Origin of the sequence: Streptomyces sp. NPDC014676 (assembly GCF_043084105.1) — a bacterium.
Lineage (GTDB): Bacteria > Actinomycetota > Actinomycetes > Streptomycetales > Streptomycetaceae > Streptomyces.
In genome coordinates, this window is record NZ_JBIBZI010000006.1 from 79,045 (window position 1) to 101,029 (window position 21,985).

The following is a 21,985-nucleotide window of genomic DNA, read 5'->3' on the forward strand; positions in this document are numbered from 1 at the left end:
CGAGGGGGTCGCGCGGGTGGTGCGCGGATGTCGGGAGCGCCGGTCCGCGGCCGGCGCGTGGGAACGGCATACGTGGTGGTGCCCGGAGCCGGACTCGAACCGGCACGCCCGCTCAGGGGCAGCGAGGTTTAAGCTCGCCGTGTCTGCATTCCACCATCCGGGCAGGCCATGGGCTCCGCTTCGCGGTTCCGACCCTATCGGTGGCCCTCCCGTCGGCAGCGGCGGGAGGGACCGATCTTGTCTTATTTTATTGGCGCCTGAGGGTTCATCAGCACCGCGAACTCGCCGCCAGCACGTGCCAACAGCCTTGCGTGTGACGATCCGTCACGCATGCGGAATGACGGAATTTCACCGCCCGAACAAGGGCGCTCCACCCGTTCCGCGCGCCCGGCTCAGGGTCCGCCGTCATCCCCAGGTATGACACCGCGCCCGGCGGTCCCTCCCGAGTCGCCCCCCGGAACCGGAGCAGCGGGTGACTACACGGCGGTGAGGGGGCGGAACGATGGACGGCGTCCCCCGAGAACACGTCGTCCCGACAGGAGCGTCCATCCCGTGACCACCGCATCCCTCGCCGACCGGACCACCGCCGTGGCCGCGCGCGCCACGGAGCTTTCGAAGATCTACGGCCAGGGCGAGACCCAGGTGGTCGCCCTGGACCGGGTCTCCGTCGCCTTCCGGCAGGCCGAGTTCACCGCGATCATGGGCCCGTCCGGGTCCGGCAAGTCCACGCTGATGCACTGCGTGGCCGGCCTCGACACCTTCTCCTCCGGTTCCGTGCGCATCGGTGAGACCGAGCTGGGCTCGCTGAAGGACAAGCAGCTCACCAAGTTGCGCCGGGACAAGATCGGCTTCATCTTCCAGGCGTTCAACCTGCTCCCGACGCTGTCCGCGCTGGAGAACATCACCCTCCCGATGGACATCGCGGGCCGCAAGGCGGACAAGGAGTGGCTGGACACCGTGATCCGGATGGTCGGCCTCGCGGACCGGCTGAGCCACCGGCCCGCGCAGCTCTCCGGCGGTCAGCAGCAGCGGGTCGCGGTGGCGCGGGCGCTGGCGTCCAAGCCGGACATCATCTTCGGCGACGAGCCCACCGGGAACCTCGACTCCCGCTCCGGCGCCGAGGTGCTGGGCTTCCTGCGCAACTCCGTGCGCGAGCTGGGGCAGACGGTGGTCATGGTGACCCACGACCCGGTCGCCGCCGCCTACGCGGACCGCGTCGTCTTCCTCGCGGACGGCCGGATCGTGGACGAGATGCACGGGCCGACGGCCGACTCGGTGCTCGACCGCATGAAGCGGTTCGACGCCAAGGGCCGCACCAGCTGACCCGTCCCCGCCGCCCGCTCGCCCCTCCCCCGTACCGTCTGGACAGAGAAGACCCATGTTCCGTACCGCCTTGCGCAACGTCTTCGCGCACAAGGCCAGGCTGTTGATGACCGTGCTCGCCGTGATGCTCGGCGTGGCGTTCGTGTCGGGCACCCTGGTCTTCGCGGACACCCTCTCCAGCGCCTTCCGCAACCAGTCGGCGAAGAGCTACGACGACGTCGCCGTCGCCGTCACCTCCTACGCCGACCCGGACAACCCCGAGGAGGCGCCCGGCCTCTCCGGCAAGGACCTCGACCGGATCGCCTCCGTGGACGGCGTCGCCGGGGTGTACGGCCGCGTCGGGGGCTTCGCCGGCGTCGCCGACCCCGACGGGAAGCTGATCGGCGTCGGCTGGTCCAACAAGGGCTCCAACTTCGCGCCCGGCAAGGACGGCAAGGACCCCGCGTACACGTTCGCCGACGGCTCCGGCCCGGTGAAGGACGACCAGATCGCCCTGGACGAGGAGTCCGCGGCCAAGGGCGAGTACAAGGTCGGCGACCGGGTGCGCGTCGCGACCAACGGCCCGGTGAAGGAGTACACCCTCAGCGGTGTCTTCACCACCGAGGACGGCGCCGTCAACGCCGGCGGCAGCCTCGTCCTCTTCGACACCGCCGTCGCCCAGAAGCAGTACCTCGAGCAGGGCTACTTCGAGGACGTCACCGTCGTCGCGGCCCCCGGCGCGGACGACGCGAAGATCCTCGCCGCGGTCGAGCCGCTGCTGCCGGACACCGCGGAGGCGCAGACCGGCAAGGCGCTCGCGGACGAGCAGGCCGACCAGATCGAACAGGGCATGGGCAACCTCAAGCAGATCCTGCTCGGCTTCGCGGGCATCGCGCTCTTCGTGGGCGTCTTCCTGATCTCCAACACGTTCACGATGCTGGTCGCCCAGCGCACCAAGGAGATCGCCCTGATGCGCGCCGTCGGCGCGTCCCGCAGGCAGATCACCCGCTCGGTGCTCGCCGAGGCCGCGCTGGTGGGTCTGGTGGCCTCGGCCGTCGGCTTCGCCCTCGGCGTCGGTCTGGCCGTCGGACTGCGCTCCGGCATGGCCGCGTTCGACATGAAGATGCCCGACGGCCCGCTGGTCCTGTCCGCCACTCCCGTGGTCGCGGCGTTCGCGGTGGGCGTGCTGATCACGGTGTTCGCCGCCTGGCTGCCCGGCCGCCGGGCCGCGAAGATCCCGCCGGTGGCGGCGATGAACAGCATCCACGCGGTGGCCACCACCAAGTCGCTGGTGCTGCGCAACTCCATCGGTGCGGCCATCACCGCCCTCGGCGCGGCGGGGATCGTGGCGGGCGCCTCGACCGGCGGCGACGACGGCCGGATGTACATCGGCGCGGGCGCGTTCCTCGCTCTGGTCGGCGTGATCATCCTGATCCCGCTGCTGTCCCGGCCCACGATCGCACTCGTCCGTCCGCTGCTCGTCGGCCCCTTCGGCGTGGCCGGCAAGCTGGCCGGCCAGAACGCGGTCCGCAACCCGCGCCGCACCGGCGCCACCGCCTCGGCGCTGGCGATCGGACTGACGCTGGTGACCGGCCTGTCGGTGCTCGGCGTCACGGTCGGCACCGCCATCGACAAGATGACCACGGACAACATCAAGGCCGACTACATGGTCTCGATGGCCAACGGAGGCGACCTCGACCGGTCCGCGCTGACCGCGCTGGAGAAGGCCGAGGGCGTCTCGGCGGTCTCGCCGCAGCAGGACGCCTACCTCCAGGCCGGTGACGACTACGTCTCCGCCTCCGCGGTCACCCCGGGCGACATCCAGCAGGTCCTGACCGTCGACGTCGTCAGCGGCGACGTCGGCTCACTCGCCGAGGGGCGGATCGCGGTCGCCGAGAAGACGGCCGAGAGCAGGGGCTGGAAGCCCGGCGACAGCATCCCCTTCACCTTCGCCGACGAGAAGAAGGAGACACTGACGGTCGGCGCCGTCTACAAGGACAGCGAGTTCCTCTCCCCCATCCTCATCGACACCGCCGTGGTGAACGAGCACGAGGCGAAGCCGCACATCCCGCAGATCTTCGTGAAGGTCGACGGCGGCCAGTCCGCGGCGAACGAGAAGGTCCTCATCGACGCGCTCGGCGACAACCCCGCGATCACCGTGATGGACCGGCAGGACATCCGCGACGAGTTCGGCGGCGCCATCAACACCCTGCTGAACGTCATGTACGGCCTGCTGGCGATGGCTCTGATCATCGCGGTCCTCGGCGTCGTCAACACCCTCGCGATGTCCGTCTTCGAACGGCAGCAGGAGATCGGCATGCTGCGTGCGATCGGTCTGGACCGGCGCCGGGTGAAGCGGATGGTCCGGCTGGAGGCCGTCGTCATCTCGGTGTTCGGCGCGGTGGTCGGCATCGGTCTCGGCACGTTCCTCGGCTGGGCGATCGGCGAGACCATCGCCGAGGAGATCCCGGGGTACGCGCTGGTCCTGCCCTGGGACCGGATCGGGATCTTCGTGGTGCTGGCCGGTCTGGTGGGCGTCCTGGCCGCCCTGTGGCCGGCCCGCAACGCCGCCCGGCTGAACATGCTGAACGCGATCAAGGCGGAGTGACCTCGTCGCGACGCGGCACGCCGAGGGCCGGGCTCCCCGTACGGGGAGCCCGGCCCTTCGCGTCGGGTGCGGACCGGGCTCAGCCGGGCGCGCCCCACACGCGGGCCCGCAGCGGCATCCCGGAGGCGCCCGAGCCGGGCGTCCTGACGGCGAGGACCTGGTTGACGCCGATGCGGTTGCGTTCGAAGGCGAGGGCGGAGGCGGCCATGTACAGCAGCCAGACGCGGGCCCGTCCCGGGCCGGCGAGGGACACCGCGCGGGCCCAGTCGGCCTCCAGGTTCGCCACCCAGCGGCGCAGGGTGAGCGCGTAGTGCTCGCGGATCGACTCGACGTCGCGCACCTCGAAACCGGAACGTTCCAGCAGGGACACCGTGGTGCCCAGCGGGGCGAGTTCGCCGTCGGGGAAGACGTAGGCGTCGATGAAGGGGTCCACCCGGTACGACGTCTCGTCCCGCTGCGGGCGGCGCGCGATCTGGTGGTTCAGCAGCCGTCCGCCCGGCTTGAGGAGGCGGTGCAGGGCGGTGGCGTACTCCAGGTAGCGCTCGGAGCCGACGTGTTCGGCCATGCCGATGGAGGAGACGGCGTCGTACGGGCCGTCCGTGACGTCGCGGTAGTCCTGGACGCGGATCTCGACGCGGTCGGCCAGGCCCTCGTCGGCGACGCGCTTGCGGGCGTAGGCGGCCTGTTCGTGGGAGAGGGTGACGCCGACGACGTTCACGCCGTGGTCGCGGGCGGCGTGGACGGCCAGGGAGCCCCAGCCGCAGCCGACGTCCAGCAGGCGCTGACCGGGCTTCAGGGCGAGCTTGCGGGCGACGAGTTCGAGTTTGTCGTGCTGGGCCTGTTCGAGGGTGCCCCGCGGGGGCGGGGCGGGCCAGTAGGCACAGGAGTACACCATGGACGGGCCGAGGACGATCTCGTAGAAGTCGTTGCCGACGTCGTAGTGGTGGCTGACGGCGCGCCGGTCGCTGTGCCTGGTGTGCAGGCCGCGGCGGGGGCGGCGGGCCTCCTCGCGGGGCGGGGCGGGCGGCAGCGGGGGACCCGCGAGGGCGATCAGTCCGCGGGCGGCGGAGCGGAAGGCGGGGTCGCGCAGGGCCTGGACGAGGGTACGGGCGTCCTCGCCGCGCTCCCAGACGAGGCCGGCGATCCGGTCGAGGACGGTGTAGAGGTCGCCCTCGACGGCGAGGTCGCCGGCCACCCAGGCGCGGGCGAGACCGAGTTCGCCCGGCTTGCGGAGCAGGTGGCGCAGGGCCCGGCGATTGCGTACGACCAGGACGGGGGCATCGGAGGGGCCGGCCTGTGATCCGTCCCAGGCGCGGACGCGGACGGGGAGGGGGGCGTTGATCAGTTGTTCGACGTGACCTTTCAGCCGCGAGGCGGCGTCTGGCATGGTGTACACCTCCGTGACGGGGAATCCCGGAAAGTCGTCACCACGTAAACACTTGAGGGCGGATCGGAAGTCCCCGACGCGCGTCATCTCTGGGCAAAACGCCGAGGCGCACGCGTGGGAGCGAGCCCCGGGGGCTTCGCCCTTCCGGCTCCCGGTCCGGCCCGTCCGCCGGCCCTGCTCGGCGGGTCGGGAGTACCGCCGGGGCTCCGTCCGCCAGGGACTCCGCCCCCTGGACCCCCGGCCCTTCGCCCGCCCCTCGGCTCGGAAGCCGGGAACGCATCCCGTCGAGGCTGCTCCCCGGAACTCGGGCGGGGCCCGTGGGGCCGGGGCGGAGCCCCGAGCGGGGCCGGGGGCAGGGCCCCGGGGCCAGGCTTTCGCCCACCGGATCGGGCGAGCCGGAACCGGGACCCGGGGCGAGCCTCAGGGGGCACTTCTCACCCCACCGAGCCGGAACCGGGACCTGAGGCGAAGTCCCAGGGGTGGCCTTTCGGATCGGCGAGCCGGGCGGGCCCGTCGGCCCCTCGGGAACGCCGAAGGGGCCGCCCGCACCACGGATGGCGGGTGGCCCCTTCGGAGGGTGACCGGAGGTCAGGAAGCCTTGGCCTCGGTCTTCTTCGGTTCCTGCTGGGCGGCGGCCGGCGCCGGCTTCGCGGCCTCGTAGAACTCCTCGCGCGGCGACTCGATCGCGCCCAGGGACACGACCTCGCGCTTGAGGAACATGCCGAGGGTCCAGTCGGCGAAGACGCGGATCTTGCGGTTCCAGGTGGGCATGGCCATGCCGTGGTAGCCACGGTGCATGTACCAGGCGAGCCGGCCCTTGAGCTTGATCTTCATCTTGCCCATGACGATCATCGCCACGCCCTTGTGCAGGCCGAGGCCCGCCACCGCGCCCTTGTTGGCGTGGCTGTACTCCTTCTGCGGGAAGCCCCGCATGCCGGAGATCACGTTGTCGCCGAGGACCTTGGCCTGGCGCAGCGCGTGCTGGGCGTTCGGCGGGCACCAGGCGTTCTCGTTGCCGGCCTTGCGGCCCACGAGGTCCGGGACCTGGGCGTTGTCGCCCGCGGCCCAGATGTAGTCGGTGCCCTTGACCTGGAGCGTCGGCTCGGTGTCGACGTGGCCGCGCGGGCCCAGCGGCAGGCCGAAGCGGGACAGCGCCGGGTTCGGCTTGACGCCCGCGGTCCACACGATCGTGTTGGAGTCGACCTCGAGGCCGTTCTTCAGCACCACGTGGCCGTCGACGCAGGAGTCCATCGACGTGGACAGGTAGACCTCGACGCCGCGGCCCTCGAGGTGCTCCTTGCCGTACGTGCCGAGCTTGGGACCCACCTCGGGGAGGATCTTGTCGGCGGCGTCGACGAGGATGAAGCGCATGTCCTCACGGGACACGTTCTTGTAGTACTTGGCCGCGTCCCGGGCCATGTCCTCGACCTCACCGATGGTCTCCGCGCCGGCGAAGCCGCCGCCCACGAAGACGAAGGTGAGTGCCTTGCGCCGGATCTCCTCGTCCGTGGTGGAGTCGGCCTTGTCGAGCTGCTCGAGGACGTGGTTGCGCAGGCCGATGGCCTCCTCGATGCCCTTCATGCCGATGCCCTGCTCGGCGAGGCCGGGGATCGGGAAGGTGCGGGAGACCGCGCCCATCGCGATGACCAGGTAGTCGAAGGGCAGCTCGTACGCCTCGCCGACCAGCGGGGCGATCGTGGCGACCTTGCGGTCCTGGTCGATGGTGGTGACCCGACCGGTGAGGACCTCCGCCTTGGGAAGCACGCGTCGCAGGGGTACGACGACGTGCCGGGGGGAGATGCTGCCGGCGGCGGCTTCGGGGAGGAAGGGCTGGTAGGTCATGTACGACCGCGGGTCGACGACGGTGACGGTCGCCTCGCCGTAACGCATCTTCTTCTGGATGCGCCGAGCTGCGTACAGGCCTACGTACCCACCGCCTACTACGAGGATCCTGGGACGCTCCGTGGTGCTCATGCCATCGAGTATCCACCCGCTTCAGGGGGGTACCTCGTGCGCCCCTTCACAAGCTTCGACAGGGCCTGTGTTACCATCCCGCACTTCTTGATCCAGATCACAGTGCGAAACGGGAACCGGCACCCCGCACGGGACGTTGTCAATGCCGCGTGAGCTGCCTCTCTGCCGGTCGAGCGGTGCCGTGAGGCCGGCCGTCGAAGCCCTACGATGCCCCCTGACGGGACACCTGCTCCCACCTTCTGAACGTGTTCAAAGGGGTGTTGAGGGCCCGAATGGGTCAACCGGGATCAGTTCTTCGTTCTCCCGGGGCCAATTCCTTGTGAAGAACTTCACGAACTTTCCCGGCGGGGCCCCGCCGAGGGGCCCCGAAGGGCCCCCGGGCGCCGCTCAAACGCTGCCCCGACTGCTCAGTGGAGTGCTGCTGACCAGTGACGAAGAGGGCTAGGCCACGGACCAGGCGATGCCGTCGAGGATGTCGTGCTCCGACACCACGACCTCCTCCGCGCCGATCCGCTCCATGATCGCCAGGAGGACCAGGGCCCCGGCGCCGATCACGTCGACCCGGCCCGGGTGCATGGAGGGCACCGCCGCGCGCTCGGCGTGGGTGGAGCGCAGCAGCCACTCGGTGATCTCGCGGACGCGGTCGCGGGAGATACGGGAGTGGTGGATGGCCGTCGAGTCGTACTCGGGCAGGTCCTGGGCGATCGCCGACACGGTCGTGACCGAGCCGGCCAGGCCGACCAGGGTGTGCGCCTCGCGCAGCGGGACCGTCTCCTCGGCGTGGTCGAGGGCGGCCTCGATGTCGGCCCGTACGGCCGCGATCTGCTCCTCGGCCGGCGGGTCCGTCACGGCCCCGTCCCGCACCAGGTGCCGCTCGGTCATCCGTACGCAGCCGACGTCCACGGAGCGGGCGGCGCGCACGTGGTCGTCGCCCACGACGAACTCGGTCGAGCCGCCGCCGATGTCCACGACCAGGAACGGGCGGCGCAGATCGGTCCGGCCGGTCAGCTCCTTGGTGGCCCCGGTGAAGGAGAACTCGGCCTCCTGGTCACCGGTGATGACCTCGGGCTCCACGCCCAGGATGTCCACCACCCCGCGCACGAACGCGTCGCGGTTCTCGGCGTCGCGGGAGGCGGAGGTGGCGACGAAGCGCAGGCGCTCCGCCCCGTGCTCCTTGATGATCTCCGCGTACTCGCGGCAGGCGGCGAACGTCCGCTCCAGCGCCTCGGGCGCCAGCCGGCCCGTACGGTCGACGCCCTGGCCGAGCCGTACGATCGTCATACGGCGGTCCAGATCGGTGAGTTCACCGGTCTCCGGGTCGGCGTCGGCCACCAGGAGCCGGATGGAATTCGTACCGCAGTCGATGGCGGCGACCCGGGTCACCGGCCGTCCTCCTTCTCGGGCAGCGTCACGCAGGCACCCTTGCGCCACCACTCGGGCAGCATCGCCAGCGCCTCGTCGCCCAGCGGGTTGACGCCGGGGCCCGCGGCCAGCGAGTGGGCGACCAGCACGTGCAGACACTTCACCCGGTCGGGCATGCCGCCCGCGCTGGGGAAGTTCTTCAGCTCCTCGATCTCGTCGCGGCGCCGGATGTAGTCCTCGTGCGCCGCGCGGTACGCGGCCGCCAGCTCCGGGTCGGTGGCCAGCCGCTCCGTCATCTCCTTCATCACGCCGTTCGCCTCCAGCGTCCCGATCGCGGAGTTCGCCTTCGGGCAGGTGAGGTAGTAGAGCGTCGGGAAGGGGGTGCCGTCGGGCAGCCTCGGCGCGGTCTCCACGACGTCCGGCTGTCCGCAGGGGCAGCGGTGCGCGATGGCGCGCAGCCCGCGCGGGGGCCGCCCGAGCTGCTGCTTGAAGGCCTCGACGTCCGCGTCGGTGGGCTCGGTGCGCGGGGTCGTGGGTGGGGGCGTTTCCATACGTGTCTTTCTACGGCTTTCTGCAAAGGGTCACTGGCCGGCGGCGTCGGCCTTGTCGACGCCGTCCCAGACGTTCGCGTACCAGGGGCGGTCGGCGGCTCCGAGATCCGTACGGGACTGCTTCGCCGTACCCGGGTCGATGACGATGTAGCCGGTCTCGCCGGGCAGGACGTAATGCAGCCGCCTGCGGATCTCCTGCTCGGCGTACGCGTCGTCCTGCCAGCGGGCCTTCATGTCGCGCAGCCGTTCGACCCGCCGGCGGGCCTCGTCCTGCTCCTGCTGGAGGTCGGCGATGTCCGCGCGCTGGGAGACGTACTGCCGCATGGGGTAGGCGAGGGCGACGATCAGGGAGCAGACCACCAGGGCGAGCAGCGCCGCCCGGCCGGTCAGCCGGGAGCGGCGGGCCTGGCGTTTGGTCTGCGAGCGGTAGACCCGGGCCGCGGTCTGCTCACCGATCAGCCGGATCCTGGTCGCGGTGGAGAAACGGTCCCGGTCCTTGACCGCCATGGTTCCGCCTCTCGTTCACCGTCATACGCGTGTACGTCCCCGCACACGGTACGGGACCGGGTACGGGGACGTACGTACGACGCTGCCTACGACTCAGCCCTTGAAGCGGGGGAAGGCCGAGCGGCCGGCGTACACCGCCGCGTCGTCGAGGATCTCCTCGATGCGCAGGAGCTGGTTGTACTTGGCGACGCGCTCGGAGCGGGCCGGGGCGCCGGTCTTGATCTGGCCGCAGTTGGTGGCGACGGCCAGGTCGGCGATGGTGACGTCCTCGGTCTCGCCGGAGCGGTGGGACATCATGCACTTGAAGCCGTTGCGCTGGGCCAGCTCGACGGCGTCCAGGGTCTCGGTCAGCGAGCCGATCTGGTTGACCTTGACCAGCAGGGCGTTGGCGGCGCCCTCCTCGATGCCGCGGGCGAGGCGCTCGGGGTTGGTGACGAACAGGTCGTCGCCGACGAGCTGGACCTTGTCACCGAGCTTGGCGGTGATGGTCTTCCAGCCCTCCCAGTCGTCCTCGAACAGCGGGTCCTCGATGGAGACGAGCGGGTACGCGTCGACGAGCTCCGCGTAGTACTCGGTCATCTCGGCCGCCGAGCGCTCCTTGCCCTCGAAGGTGTAGACGCCGTCCTTGTAGAACTCGGACGCGGCGACGTCGAGCGCGAGGGCGATCTGCTCGCCGGGGGTGTAGCCGGCCTCCTTGATGGCCTCGAGGATGAGGTCGAGGGCCTCGCGGTTGGAGCCGAGGTTCGGGGCGAAGCCGCCCTCGTCGCCGAGGCCGGTGGCCAGGCCCTTGCCCTTCAGGACCTTCTTCAGCGTGTGGTAGACCTCGGCGCCCCAGCGCAGGGCCTCGGAGAAGGACTCCGCGCCGATCGGAGCGATCATGAACTCCTGGATGTCCACGTTGGAGTCGGCGTGCGAGCCGCCGTTCAGGATGTTCATCATCGGCACCGGCAGCAGGTGCGCGTTGGGGCCGCCCAGGTAGCGGAAGAGCGGGAGGTCGCTGGCCTCGGAGGCGGCGTGGGCGACGGCGAGCGAGACGCCCAGGATGGCGTTGGCGCCGAGCGAGCCCTTGTTGTCGGTGGCGTCCAGGTCGAACATCGCCTGGTCGATCAGGCGCTGCTCGGTGGCGTCGTAGCCGACGAGCTCCGGGCCGATCTGCTCGATGACGGCCAGGACGGCCTTCTCGACACCCTTGCCCAGGTAACGGCCTGCATCGCCGTCACGGAGTTCGATGGCCTCGAAGGCGCCGGTGGAGGCGCCGGACGGGACGGCGGCACGACCCGTGCTGCCGTCGTCGAGGCCGACCTCGACCTCGACCGTGGGGTTGCCTCGGGAGTCCAGGATTTCCCGGGCTACGACGACGTCGATGGACGGCACGAGCATCTCCTTCTTGGATGTGACGCGGGTGGGCAGGACCCCGGAGGGTCTTGCGAGACCGAGCCTAACCGGCCCGGGGCGATCGGGCCGCCGGTCGCCCGCCCCGTGGACAGAACCGAGAGTAAATTGTTTCCGAACGGAACAAAGCCGTTTCGGGAAAACCGGCCGTGAAAAACCCCGCCCCGGCGCGTACGGGGGAAAACGCACCGGGGCGGGGGGCAGGGAGGCAGCCGCTTACTTGAGGTGCAGCTGCTGGCCCGGGTAGATGAGGTCGGCGTCGTCGACGATGTCGTCGTTCAGCTCGAACAGCTCGGCCCAGCCGCCCTCGACGTCGTGCTCGGCGGCGATGGAGCTGAGGGTGTCGCCCTTGACGACCTTGTACTCGCCGTCGCCCTTCTCGACCTTCTCGCCGGTCGGGGTGGTGACGGTCTTCTGCTCGGTCTTCCGCTCGGCCTTCTGCTCGGTCTTCCGCTCGGCGGAGCGGGAGGCCTTCTGCCCGGTCTCACGGGTCTCCGTGGAACCGGTGCTCTGCGAGGAGCCCGAGCCGTTCGCGGAGGAGCCGCCGTAGGCGGCGTTGGACAGGCCCGTGCCGCAGACCGGCCAGGCGCCCTTGCCCTGGCCCGCGAGGACCTTCTCGGCGATCTCGATCTGCTGCGCCTTGCTGGCCCGGTCGGCGGTGGAGGCGTACTGCGTGCCGCCGTACGCGGCCCAGGTGGAGGCGGAGAACTGCAGACCGCCGTAGTAACCGTTGCCGGTGTTGATGGACCAGTTGCCGCCGGACTCGCACTGGGCGACGGTGTCCCACTCGGAGGCGGTGGCGGCGGAGGCGCTGCCGGCCGCCATCAGCGGGGCGGCGACGGCGGCGGAGGCGACACCGGCGACGGCGATCGCGCGGGTGGCCTTGGACGGACGACGGTGCTTGCCCTTGCCGGAAAACAGCATGGTGGATCCCCTCACCGACGCCTGCGAGGTGAGCTGTCGGGTTCGGGCCGGTTGAGTTGCCCGGCCACGTCCCTCACGGGACGCGGCTTCACCCCAAGCCCGATCCGGTGTCAATCACCGGAAGGGGCGCTTACCTTGGGTCCCCCGCTCCTGCCTACGGCGCATGACGCGACGACTGTTCCCGTGCTGCCACTGGCAGGATTCGGCGTGGCGGCAGCCGGGGCCCGCGGTGGCGAGCGGTCACGACCGTAGGCACGCGATCCACGGAATTTCAAAGACGATCAGGGCCTCTGAGACCTATCTCTCACAATCTTTAAACCGGACATTAGCCGCGAAACATGACGTCAACTGCCGCCGCGCCCAAGCATTTTCGGGTGTCACTTTCCACCCGATTCGCTCCCCGCCCCAAGCGCCTGACCCGGCAGGACGAGAGCCGCGTCGCCGCCGATGAGCTGCTCGTTCACCCCGTAGAGCGCGCCCCATCCGCCGCCGACCGCAAGGGAGTCGGCACGGGACGGGGAACCGCCCTCGTTGCTCACGGTGGAAGAGTCACCGGCCGTGCCGCCCCAGGCGTTGAGGCCGCGCGAGGCGTGCCGGCCGGACGAATCGGATGCGCGGGCCTCGTCCTTGCTCTCCTCCGCGCTGGCGCCGCGATGGCGGCCGCCGCCCTCGGCATCGGCGTCCGCCGAAGCGTCGCCGACCTGCCCGGACTTGTCCGACTCGCTGTTCTTGGGGCTTGCCGAGGCAGAGGAGGAGGTGTCGGAGTCCGTGCCCGTCCCACCGTCCGTGGCCCTGTCCGAATCGGTACTCGAGTCGGCGGACTTGCCAGGATTGGCCGATTCGCCCACCGAAGCGTCCGAGTTCTTCCCGCCGTTCGCACTCGACGACGGAGAGGAGGAAGGGGAAGGGGAGGACGAAGGAGAGGAAGCGGGCGAATCACCGGAGTCCGACGAGTCGGACGAATCCGAATCGCCCGATGTCGAGTCGTCGGCCACCCCCGTGTCGACACTGGCCGGCGGAGCGTCCTGATCCAGGCCCGCGAGCAGTCCGCAGGTGCGCCACGCGCCGACCCCCTGGTCGGCGAGGATCTTCTCGGCCACGGCTATCTGCTGGCCGCGGCTTGCCTGGTCGGCGCTCGACGCGTAGTCCAGGCCGCCGTACTTCTCCCAGTCCTCCTGGGTCAACTGCAAGCCGCCGTAGTAGCCGTTGCCGGAGTTCTGGCTCCAGGAGCCACCACTCTCGCACTCGGCCACCCGGTCCCAGTTCAGGCCGTCGGCCGCGCTGGCGGCGCCGGCGCCGAAGAGGGGGATCGCAATGGCGGAGCCGGTCACTCCGGCCGCGACGAGGAGAGCCGGAGCCTGGCGGGGGCGACGGTGCCGACCGTTCCCGGAGAGCATACGGAAGACCTTTCGCGAGACAGCGATGACCAGTGCGGTGAGTGGAGCCCGAGCCACCGCACTTGATGGGTGAACGTATCGGCAGACGATCACTTGTCACAAGTTAATGCCGCACAGATCACGTGAAGATCACAGAGTTGAGAGCGTGTCATGTTTGCGTTGGCCGCCCCGGGGGCACGGAAAGGATGCGCGGTCCGTCACTTTTGTGGCGGCGTGAATTCCACCGGGAGCGTGCGCAGTCCGCGCATGATGAGCCCGCCCCGCCAGCGGAGTTCGGCCGGTTCCGCCGCGAGCCGCAGGTCCGGCAGCCGGGTCAGCAGGGTGGCGAGCGCGGTCCGGCCCTCCAGGCGGGCCAGCGGTGCGCCCAGGCAGTAGTGGATGCCGTGGCCGTATCCCAGATGCTGGTTGTCGCGCCGGCCGAGGTCGAGCACGTCCGGGTCGGCGAACCGCTCCGGGTCCCGGTCCGCGGCGGCGAGCACGACGAGGACGGGGTCGCCGGCCGCGATGCGCTGCCCGCCGATGGTGACCGGCTCGGTGGCGAACCGCCAGGTGGCGAGTTCCACGGGACCGTCGTACCGCAGGAGCTCCTCGACACCGGTCTCCAGCAGCCCGCGCTCCCCGGCGACGAGGGACCGCTGCAGGCGGTCGCGCTGTCCGGGGTGGGTGAGCAGGGCGTAGGTGCCGTTGCCGATCAGGTTGACGGTGGTCTCGAAACCGGCGAACAGCAGGATGAACGCCATGGCGGCGGCCTCGTTCTCGGTGAGGTGCTCACCGTGGTCGGAGGCGCGGATGAGGCCGGAGATGAGGTCCTCGCCGGGGGCGGGTTCGGCGGGGAGCGCCTCGCGCTTGCGGTGGATCAGCTCGGCGAGGTAGCCGCGCATCTTCTTCACCGACCGGGCGACCCCGCCGCGCGGGCCCCCGCCGTGCCGGATCATCATGCCCGCCCAGTCCCGGAAGTCGTCCTGGTCCTCGCGCGGGACGCCGAGCAGGTCGCAGATGGCGTAGATGGGGAGGGGGAAGGCGAACTCGTGGATGAGGTCGGCGGAGCCGCGGTCCGCGAACCGGTCGATGAGCCCGTCGGTGAGCTCCTGCACGCGGGGCGCGAACTCGGCGACCCGGCGCGGGGTGAACGCCTTGCTGACCAGCCGCCGCAACCGGGTGTGGTCCGGCGGGTCGATGTTCAGCAGATGCGTCATCAGCTCCGCCTGGCGCTCCCCGGGGATACCGGTCCTGCCCTTGGCGTGCGCGGGCTCGTCGTGGTGCGCGGGGTTCTTGGACAGCCGGTTGTCGGCGAGCGTCTGCTTGGCATCGGCGTACCGCGTGACCAGCCACGCCTCCACCCCGCTGGGCAGCCGGGTGCGGTGCACGGGGGCGTGCTCGCGCAGCCAGGCGTAGGCGGGGTAGGGATCGGCGGCGAACTCCCAGGTGAAGAGGTCGGGGGCCGGGGCCTGGGCGGAAGACGGAGCGAGCGGCTGGTCGTGCATGCTCACGACCGTAGCCGTCCGCCGGAGGTGCCGCGTGACGCTGTCAGATCGGGACGCTCACGGGAAACCCGAGTTCCTCGGCGGCTCGACCCAGTTCCTGGTCATAGGTGACGAACTCTGTGATGTCCTGCCGGAACGGGTCGGCACTGGCCAGGTGGATCGAGTCGAGCGTCCCCAGCCGCTGGGTGCGATAAGCGGCCGCCCGGGCCATGACCGTGGTGGTGACGTCCGCAAGGTACACGCCACGCACCGCCTGCCCGACGAAGTACGGAACCCGCTGGTGATCCACACCAGCCCGATACAAGGTCCTCGTGATTTCGAGCCGCGCCAGGTCGCTGCTGAGAAGTTCCGTCCCTTCGGGAAGCTCCGCGCGCCATGCGCGCAGCGCATCGGTTTCCTTCTCGGACTTGATGAACTTCAGCAGTGCACAGCTGTCGAGATAGATCACCGCCCGCGCTCCCTGTCGCGCTCGGCAAGCAGCACGTCCGACAGGCTCTCGAGATCAGGCGCGAGGTCAGGGACCACGTCCGGCATGCCCGTCTCCGCGGGCGCGGTCACGTCACCCGAGTCGAGCAGGCGCTGGAGCGTGCCGGGGGCTTCCGCCTCCGGCACCATACGGAGCACCGGCTTGCCCCTGTCGGTGACCAGTATTGACGCTCCTGCCCGGACCCGGGCCACTGCCTTCGAAGGGTTCTGATTCAGCTCACGGAGGCCGATGGTTTCCATGAAGCCAATGTACCTACATAAAGTAGGTACATCAATCCCACCGCCCCCGCGGTACTAAGAGGACACTCCCTCAGCAGCCCGTACGGCATCCCGATAAGCCCGCGCGGCCGCCCGCAACGCCGCCTCCGGATCGACCCCCGCCGCCTCCGCCCGCACCGCAAGCCCCAGCAGCTCGTACCCCACCCCCTCCCCCACCGGCAACGGCACATCCAGCCCCGCGGTCCGCGCCCGCGACCCCAGCTTCGCCGCCAGCGCCAGTCCGGGCTGCCCGAGCGGCACCCCCTCCGTCACCGAGCTGCGCCGCTTCTCCTCCGCCTTGGTCCGCAGCCAGTGTTCCTTGACGTCCTCGGGGGTCTCGGCCGTCTCGTCGCCGAAGACGTGCGGGTGGCGGTGGATGAGCTTGGCGACGATGCCGCCGGCCACGTCGTCGATCGAGAAGGGGGCGTCCGGGTGCTCCTCGGCGATCCGCGCGTGGAAGACGACCTGGAGGAGCACGTCCCCCAGTTCCTCGCGCAGCTCGTCCCGGTCGCCCTCCTCGATGGCCTCGACGAGTTCGTACGCCTCCTCGATGCCGTACTTCGCCAGCCCCTTGTGGGTCTGCCGCGACGACCACGGGCACTCCGCGCGGATGCGGTCCATGACCTGCACGAGGTCGAGCAGCCGGGCGCCCGGCAGGTCGTAGGAGGCGGGCAGCAGTTCCAGCTCGGGCATCCGCACCCTGCCGGTCCCGGCCAGCCGGGCCAGCCCGTCGGTCAGGGCGGGTTCGCCCTCGCCGGTGGCGACGACCACCACCGTCCGCCCGCCGGCGCAGGCGTCGACGATCTCCTCGGCGGTCGGTGCCGCCTCCTCGACCGGTATTCCCGCCTCCCGCAGATAGGGAAGCTGCGGGTGGGCGCCGTCCGCGCACAGCACCCTGTCGGCCGCGTGCAGGGCCTGCCAGGCCGGCCAGGACAGCAGGCCGGGCGCGACACGGTGGCTGGTGGTGAGCAGGACGACTCGGCCGGGGGCGGTCCCGGGGTCCGGGGCGGGGCTGATTGCGTTCACAACCCGAAACTAGCCCACCCCGCCGACAGCCCCCGAGTTGTCCACAGGCGGCGGGTCAGAGCGTCTGCGGCATCCCGGTCGCCGTGACGTCCCGTACCCACGGCGTCTTCGCGTCGACCCGGCTGCTCTTCTCGACGTCCCAGTCGCCGTAGCGCGGGTTGAGGTCGACGTCGAGCTTCTCGCCCGCCTTCGACAGCGCCTGCCAGAACTCGGGCCGGCTGGTGTCGGTGCCGAGCCGCTGGGCGAGCTTCTGGGCCTGGATCTGGAGGCGGAAGTTGGCGTCGAGGCGCTGCGGCGGGATGCCGTACTGCTGCAGCCAGGCCGCCTCCAGCGCCTTCGCGCCACCGGCCTGCTGCTCCAGACCGGCCCGCATCCGCTGGACCTCGCGGTCCGTGACCGTCACGCCGGCGTCCCGCGCGGCGCGCTCCAGCACCCGGTCCAGGACCATGCCGTGCAGGGTGTCGCGGGTGAGGCTGCCGGTGCGGGCGATGGCCTGCTGGTACTGGGCGTCGTCCGGTACGGCCGCCCGCTGGGCCGCGCGGACCTCGTCGACCCTGTTCTCCAGCTGCGACACGGTGATCCGCTCGCCGCCGACGACGGCTGCCGCACCGGGGTGCGCGTCGTTCCCGCAGGCGGTGAGCAGGGGCGCCGCTGCGGCGATCGCGGCGGTGAGGAGGAGCGCGGTGCGACGGCGGCGGTGCAAGGAGACCTCCTGAGGAGAGCTTGTGCGGCGGTGCACAAAGTCTTGCGGTGATCGATGGTAGGCATCGGCCAAGCTCTGGCCAACCCATTCGACCAACGATTCACGAGGACTTCCGGCACCGGCGTCCGCCCCGTACGGCGCAGCGGCCCGCCGTCCCGCTAGCCGCGCACCTGTCCCAGCCACTGCAGCGTCCGCCGGACGTCGGCGGCCAGCGGGTGCCCCGGTCCCTGCACGCGCTCCACGTCGTGCAGCAGCCGCACCAGCGTGTCGTGCGCGGCGGCCCGGTCGCCCAGGGCGAGCAGCAGATGGCCGATGCGGCGGCGCACGTCGTGGGCGAGCTGCGGGTCGCCGGCGGCCACGTACTGGTTCTCGTAGTACGCCAGCAGCGCCCGGTACTCGGCGAGGGCCGCCGCGGGTTCGCCGAGCTGCTCCAGGCACTGGGCGGCCTCGTAGCGGTGGCGCAGGGACTGCGGGTCGGCCTGGCCGGCCTCGGCGGCGCGTTCGTCGGCGAGGCGGCGCAGTTCGGGCAGGGCGCGCCGGTACTGGCCGTCGTCCAGGAGCGTGGCCGCGTACTGCTTGCGCAGGGTGCGTACGACCGGGGAGTGCTCGCCGTGCTGCTCGGCGGCGATGGGCAGGATCGAGCCGAGGATGTCGACGGCCTGGGTGATGCGGCCCTCGCCGAGCAGCCGTTTCACCTCGTCCACGGCGGCGGCGACGTCGGCCTTCTCCGCCGCGGGCGCGGGCGGCGCGGCGGGGGCCGGCTGGGGCGCGGGGGTGCGGGCGCGGTCCGGCCAGGGGGCGTGCGGGCGCAGGAAGGGGCGGGTGGGGTCCAGGGGCGCGCCGGTGGGCGTTCCCCGCGCGGGGAGCAGCCGCGCCAGGTGTTCGTAGACCTCCTGCGCGGAGTCCGGGCGGTGCTGCGGGTCCTTGGCGAGCAGCCGCAGCACCAGGGTCTCCAGGGCCTCGGGGACCTCCGGGCGGATCCGGCGCACGGGCGCCGGCGGCTCGTACAGGTGCCGGTGCAGCACCCCGAGCGCCGTGGAACCCGCGAACGGCACGTCGCCGCTGAGCAGCTCGTGCATCAGCACCCCGAGCGCGTACAGGTCCGTGTACGGGCCGACCGCGCCGCCCATCGCCTGCTCGGGTGCCATGTAGGCGGGCGAGCCGATGGGCGAACCGGTGTGCGTCAGGCGCGTGGTGTCGCTGTCCATGACGGAGGCGACACCGAGGTCGAGCACGGTGACGGTGCCGTCCTGCTTCACCATCACGTTGCGCGGCTTGAGGTCGCGGTGGACGATCGGCACGGCGTGCACGGCACTCAGCACGGCGCACAGCTGTGCGGCCACCGCCACGGTCCACTGCCACGGGTACGGATCGTGTTCGGCGAGGTGGTCGCCGAGGTCGGCGCCGTCGACGTACTGCATGACGAGGAACAGCTCCTCGCCCTCGCTGCCCGCGTCGTGCACGGTGACCAGGCCGGGGTGGTCGACCTGTGCGGTCACCCGGCACTCGCGCACGAAGCGGCGGCGCAGTTCGTCGGCCTCCTGGCCGGCCACCTTGTCCGGGCGCAGCAGCTTCACCGCCACGCGCCGGTCCAGCCGTTTGTCGTAGGCCGTCCAGACCTGTCCCATGCCGCCCTGTCCGATGAGCGTGGACAGTTCGTAGCGGCCGGCGACGACACGTCCCGTCGTCACGCTCACCTTCCGCCCTCGTGGTTGCCGTGCTGTCCGGGATTGCCGTCCTGGCGGCGCAGGTAGTCGCTGAGTTCGTCCAGCTCGGCGCGGACCTGGTCGATCCGGGCCGGCGGTACGGGGTGCTGCGGCGGCGGTACGGGGGTGGGGGGCACCGGGGTGTGCGGTATCGGGGTGTGGGGGGCCTGGGGCTGCGGCACCGGCGTGGGCGCGTACGGCGAGCCCTGCTGCGGGTAGCCGTAGGGGGCGTGGACGCCTGCCGGGCCGTGCCCCGTCGTGGCGTGGGGCGACGGCGGCATCTGGCCCGCGTACGGGTGCGGCCGCCGGTGCAGGCGGATGTCCACGGTCAGGTAGTACGCGGCCGAGACCGCGCCGAGGATCAGGACGGCGGCCAGGGCCACGTCGGTCCGGTAGTCCGTCTCCGGCAGCGAACCGACCACCGCCAGGCAGGCTATCGACAGCGGGATGCTCACCCAGGCCGCCGCCCAGTCGAGCGGCCGTCCCCGCAGGAACGCGACCCGGAACAGCGGCACGCACGCCAGCAGTCCGCAGCACAGGATGCCGGCGGCGGCGTACAGCACACGCTGCGTGATGACCATTGCCGCGCTGGGAGGGGGCGGCGCCGCGCCGTGGCCGTACATGACTGCTCCTGGACAGGTGTAGCCGATGGAAACTCGGAGTCCGAGCGTATAGGCCGACGGCGACAACCGGTCCCCGGATGTACCGAACCGTTGTCGTACCGGGGCGTTCCGGAAGCGCGTCGAGGGCCCGGTCGGGGCCCGGCCGGGGGTTCAGCCGGGGTTCGGTCGGGGGTTCAGCCGGGGGCGATCGTTCCGTCGGTCAGGCCGTCGTACATCCCGCGGACGAGCTGCTCGCCGAGCCGGCCCGCCCGGCCGAGCGCCCGCTCGAACTCGTCCAGGGCCCGGAATCGGGCACCGTAGCGCCGCTGTTCGGCCGGTGCGAGCCGGGGCAGTCGCAGCCGGCGCACGTCGAGCCGGGTGACGGTGGACGCGTAGCTGCCGGCCCGGCGGTGGTTGGCGGTGCCGCGCAGGAACCCGGCGAGGAACCACGCGTCGAGCACCTCCGGGTCGGGGCGCAGCAGCACGAGGTTGCGGCCCAGGACGGCCCCGGCGGTCGCGTCGTCGACCACCCGCGCGACGGCGCCCCCGCCGAGCACGGGCACGACGACGTCGCCGGGTTCGGTGAGCACCGCTTCCTCGTCGCTCTCCGGAAGTGTGCCGGAGGGGCCGGTTCCGGAGAGTACGTCGTGGTCCGTGAGGACGGGCACGCGCGCGTGGCCGCCGTTTCCGCCGGTACGCATCACCAGGGCGCCCGCGCGGGCGAGTTCACCGACGGTGGTGAGCGGGAGTCGTCCGACGAGGGGTGGCGCGGGGTCGACGGGCGGCGGGGTGAGGCCGGCGGCCAGGCGCAGCGTCTCGCCGAGCCGTTCGCGTACGTCGGTGAGCCGGCCGGCGCCGTCCGTGGCGGGCGGGGGCGGGAGGTGGCGGGCCGGGGCGAGGTCGACGTCGTCGTCGAGGAGTTCGACGACGGGCACGGAGCGGGCCAGTCCGGGCCGTTCGTCGAGCCGGCCGGTCCGGTCGAAGGCGTGCCAGGCGTCGAGGACCGTCTCCCGCACTCCCGGCCAGTCGGGCCCGCCGCGCCCCTCGCCGGCGAACCGCCCGGCGTCGGCGAGCAGCACCTCCGGCCGCGTCGGCGCCTGTTCGGGCCGGCGCAGCACCCACAGGTGCAGCGGGATGTTGTACGGGGGCGCGGCGCCGGCCGGCAGTGCGACGACGGCGCGCAGCGCGCCCCGGCGCAGCAGGTCGGCCCTGATCCGGCGCCCGGAGCGGCGGGACGCGGCGGCGGGCGGCATCAACAGCACCGCGATGCCGCCGTCCCGCAGCCGGGCGAGCGCGTGCTGCACCCAGGCCAGCTCGGACTCGGTGCGGGCCGGGAAGCCGTACTCCCAGCGCGGGTCGTAGGCGAGTTCGTCGTGTCCCCAGTTGCGCTCGTTGAACGGCGGGTGGCACAGGACGGCGTCGGCCCGCAGCTCGGGGTGGGCGTCGGCGCGCAGGGTGTCACCGGCGGCGGCGTGCGCGGGGGCGCGGGTGTGCAGGGCGAGGCGGAGCGCGGTGAGGGCGGCGAGTTCGGGTGCGCTGTCCTGGCCGTACAGCCGTCGGCCGGGGGCGTTGCCGGCGGAGCGCAGCAGGGCGCCGGTGCCGCAGGCCGGGTCGAGGACGGTGCGGGCGGTGCCGGCCAGGTCGGCCATGAGAGCGGCGAGGTCGGCGGGGGTGGGCGTGTACTGGCGCGGGTTGGCGTCGAGGTGCCGGCCGAGCAGGAACTCGAAGGTGTGCCGGGCGCCGAGTCCGGCGGCGAGTTCGGCGACGGCGCGGAGGAGGGGGACGGAGCGGAGCAGGTGGGGGGCGGTGGGGGGTTCGAGGGCTTTTCGGGTGACCGAGGCGACCGAAGCGGCGGGGGCGGCGGGGTTGTGAACAGTGCCCGCGGTGTTCACACGTGAGCTGTTCGCGGTGCCGAGCCGTGGTGTGAGCACCTGCTCCAGCGCTCCGGGCAGCAGCGCGGCGAGTCGCTCGTCGGAGCCGGAGCTCACCTCGAGCCAGACCGGGGAACGGTCGTGGATCAGCAGCAGGACACAGCCGGCGTGGGTGAGGGCGGTGACCGGTCCCGCGGGGTGGCCGACGAGCTGCTGCCAGACACGTTCCCGCAGCGGGACCTCGGCGAGCTTGCTGTGCCTGCGCAGCCAGCCCTCGACCTCGGCCAGCGCGAACGAGGGGCTGGTCTCGGTGCCGCCGACGGGCCGGGGGAAGTCGGTGTGCCGCCGGCGCCAGTTGCTGACGGCGGCGCGGCCGACACCGGCCAGCCGTGCGATCCCGGCGGCGGTCACTTCTGTCGCGTTGTCCTGCATGCCCGGCACCCCG

At 71.7% G+C, this 21,985-nt stretch carries 18 protein-coding genes, 1 tRNA gene and 1 riboswitch; of the genes, 2 read left to right on the forward strand and 17 right to left on the reverse strand.

What is annotated here, in order from left to right:
* Positions 1 to 76: 76 nt before the first annotated feature.
* Positions 77 to 163, reverse strand: a tRNA-Leu gene (locus ACF1DX_RS18405).
* Positions 164 to 552: 389 nt separating this feature from the next.
* Between ACF1DX_RS18405 and ACF1DX_RS18410 the strand changes: the two genes are divergently transcribed.
* Both ACF1DX_RS18410 and ACF1DX_RS18415 read left to right on the forward strand, forming a co-directional pair.
* The gene (locus tag ACF1DX_RS18410; protein ID WP_391792206.1) at positions 553 to 1,323 is read left to right on the forward strand and encodes an ABC transporter ATP-binding protein; all 771 of its coding nucleotides are present in this window, start codon (positions 553 to 555) and stop codon (positions 1,321 to 1,323) included.
* A 55-nt stretch (positions 1,324 to 1,378) separates the two neighbouring features.
* A complete protein-coding gene (locus ACF1DX_RS18415) occupies positions 1,379 to 3,910 on the forward strand; it encodes an ABC transporter permease (RefSeq protein ID WP_391792207.1) in 2,532 nt (843 codons plus the stop codon).
* A gap of 79 nt (positions 3,911 to 3,989) precedes the next feature.
* On the opposite strand, the gene ACF1DX_RS18420 is transcribed toward ACF1DX_RS18415, so the two are convergent.
* The 16 genes from ACF1DX_RS18420 to ACF1DX_RS18495 all read right to left on the reverse strand — a co-directional run bounded on the left by ACF1DX_RS18420 (position 3,990) and on the right by ACF1DX_RS18495 (position 21,972).
* Positions 3,990 to 5,297 (reverse strand): class I SAM-dependent methyltransferase, encoded by a 1,308-nt coding sequence (locus ACF1DX_RS18420; RefSeq protein ID WP_391792208.1) that lies wholly within the window; start codon positions 5,295 to 5,297, stop codon positions 3,990 to 3,992.
* A 588-nt stretch (positions 5,298 to 5,885) separates the two neighbouring features.
* The gene (locus ACF1DX_RS18425) at positions 5,886 to 7,271 is read right to left on the reverse strand and encodes an NAD(P)/FAD-dependent oxidoreductase (RefSeq protein WP_391792209.1); all 1,386 of its coding nucleotides are present in this window, start codon (positions 7,269 to 7,271) and stop codon (positions 5,886 to 5,888) included.
* 441 nt (positions 7,272 to 7,712) lie between these two features.
* The gene (locus ACF1DX_RS18430) at positions 7,713 to 8,654 is read right to left on the reverse strand and encodes an exopolyphosphatase (protein WP_391792210.1); all 942 of its coding nucleotides are present in this window, start codon (positions 8,652 to 8,654) and stop codon (positions 7,713 to 7,715) included.
* Positions 8,651 to 9,184, reverse strand: coding sequence for a DUF501 domain-containing protein (locus ACF1DX_RS18435; protein ID WP_391792211.1), 534 nt, complete (start codon positions 9,182 to 9,184; stop codon positions 8,651 to 8,653). The genes ACF1DX_RS18430 and ACF1DX_RS18435 overlap by 4 nt, the downstream gene beginning before the upstream one ends.
* A 30-nt stretch (positions 9,185 to 9,214) precedes the next feature.
* Positions 9,215 to 9,691 carry a septum formation initiator family protein gene (locus ACF1DX_RS18440; RefSeq protein WP_391792212.1) on the reverse strand — a complete coding sequence of 159 codons (477 nt, stop codon included), beginning with the start codon at positions 9,689 to 9,691 and terminating at the stop codon, positions 9,215 to 9,217.
* A gap of 93 nt (positions 9,692 to 9,784) precedes the next feature.
* Positions 9,785 to 11,065, reverse strand: a complete 1,281-nt coding sequence (gene eno, locus ACF1DX_RS18445) for a phosphopyruvate hydratase (protein ID WP_391792213.1) — start codon at positions 11,063 to 11,065, stop codon at positions 9,785 to 9,787.
* Positions 11,066 to 11,299: 234 nt separating this feature from the next.
* Positions 11,300 to 12,007, reverse strand: coding sequence for a transglycosylase family protein (locus tag ACF1DX_RS18450; RefSeq protein ID WP_391792214.1), 708 nt, complete (start codon positions 12,005 to 12,007; stop codon positions 11,300 to 11,302).
* A 3-nt stretch (positions 12,008 to 12,010) separates the two neighbouring features.
* Positions 12,011 to 12,179: riboswitch (cyclic di-AMP (ydaO/yuaA leader) on the reverse strand.
* Between the two features lie 205 nt (positions 12,180 to 12,384).
* Positions 12,385 to 13,404 (reverse strand): transglycosylase family protein, encoded by a 1,020-nt coding sequence (locus ACF1DX_RS18455; RefSeq protein WP_391792215.1) that lies wholly within the window; start codon positions 13,402 to 13,404, stop codon positions 12,385 to 12,387.
* Between the two features lie 197 nt (positions 13,405 to 13,601).
* Positions 13,602 to 14,888 carry a cytochrome P450 gene (locus tag ACF1DX_RS18460; RefSeq protein ID WP_391792216.1) on the reverse strand — a complete coding sequence of 429 codons (1,287 nt, stop codon included), beginning with the start codon at positions 14,886 to 14,888 and terminating at the stop codon, positions 13,602 to 13,604.
* Positions 14,889 to 14,931: 43 nt separating this feature from the next.
* A complete protein-coding gene (locus ACF1DX_RS18465; protein WP_391792217.1) occupies positions 14,932 to 15,336 on the reverse strand; it encodes a type II toxin-antitoxin system VapC family toxin in 405 nt (134 codons plus the stop codon).
* Positions 15,333 to 15,614 (reverse strand): type II toxin-antitoxin system Phd/YefM family antitoxin, encoded by a 282-nt coding sequence (locus tag ACF1DX_RS18470; RefSeq protein ID WP_391792218.1) that lies wholly within the window; start codon positions 15,612 to 15,614, stop codon positions 15,333 to 15,335. The genes ACF1DX_RS18465 and ACF1DX_RS18470 overlap by 4 nt, the downstream gene beginning before the upstream one ends.
* Positions 15,615 to 15,668: 54 nt before the next feature.
* Positions 15,669 to 16,658 (reverse strand): nucleoside triphosphate pyrophosphohydrolase, encoded by a 990-nt coding sequence (locus ACF1DX_RS18475; protein ID WP_391792219.1) that lies wholly within the window; start codon positions 16,656 to 16,658, stop codon positions 15,669 to 15,671.
* A 55-nt stretch (positions 16,659 to 16,713) separates the two neighbouring features.
* The gene (locus ACF1DX_RS18480) at positions 16,714 to 17,361 is read right to left on the reverse strand and encodes a SurA N-terminal domain-containing protein (protein WP_391792220.1); all 648 of its coding nucleotides are present in this window, start codon (positions 17,359 to 17,361) and stop codon (positions 16,714 to 16,716) included.
* A gap of 158 nt (positions 17,362 to 17,519) precedes the next feature.
* Positions 17,520 to 19,016 carry a protein kinase gene (locus ACF1DX_RS18485; RefSeq protein WP_391792584.1) on the reverse strand — a complete coding sequence of 499 codons (1,497 nt, stop codon included), beginning with the start codon at positions 19,014 to 19,016 and terminating at the stop codon, positions 17,520 to 17,522.
* A 38-nt stretch (positions 19,017 to 19,054) separates the two neighbouring features.
* A complete protein-coding gene (locus tag ACF1DX_RS18490; protein ID WP_391792221.1) occupies positions 19,055 to 19,690 on the reverse strand; it encodes a hypothetical protein in 636 nt (211 codons plus the stop codon).
* 173 nt (positions 19,691 to 19,863) lie between these two features.
* Entirely contained in the window at positions 19,864 to 21,972 is a 2,109-nt protein-coding gene (locus ACF1DX_RS18495; RefSeq protein WP_391792222.1) for an N-6 DNA methylase, read from the reverse strand.
* Positions 21,973 to 21,985: the final 13 nt, after the last annotated feature.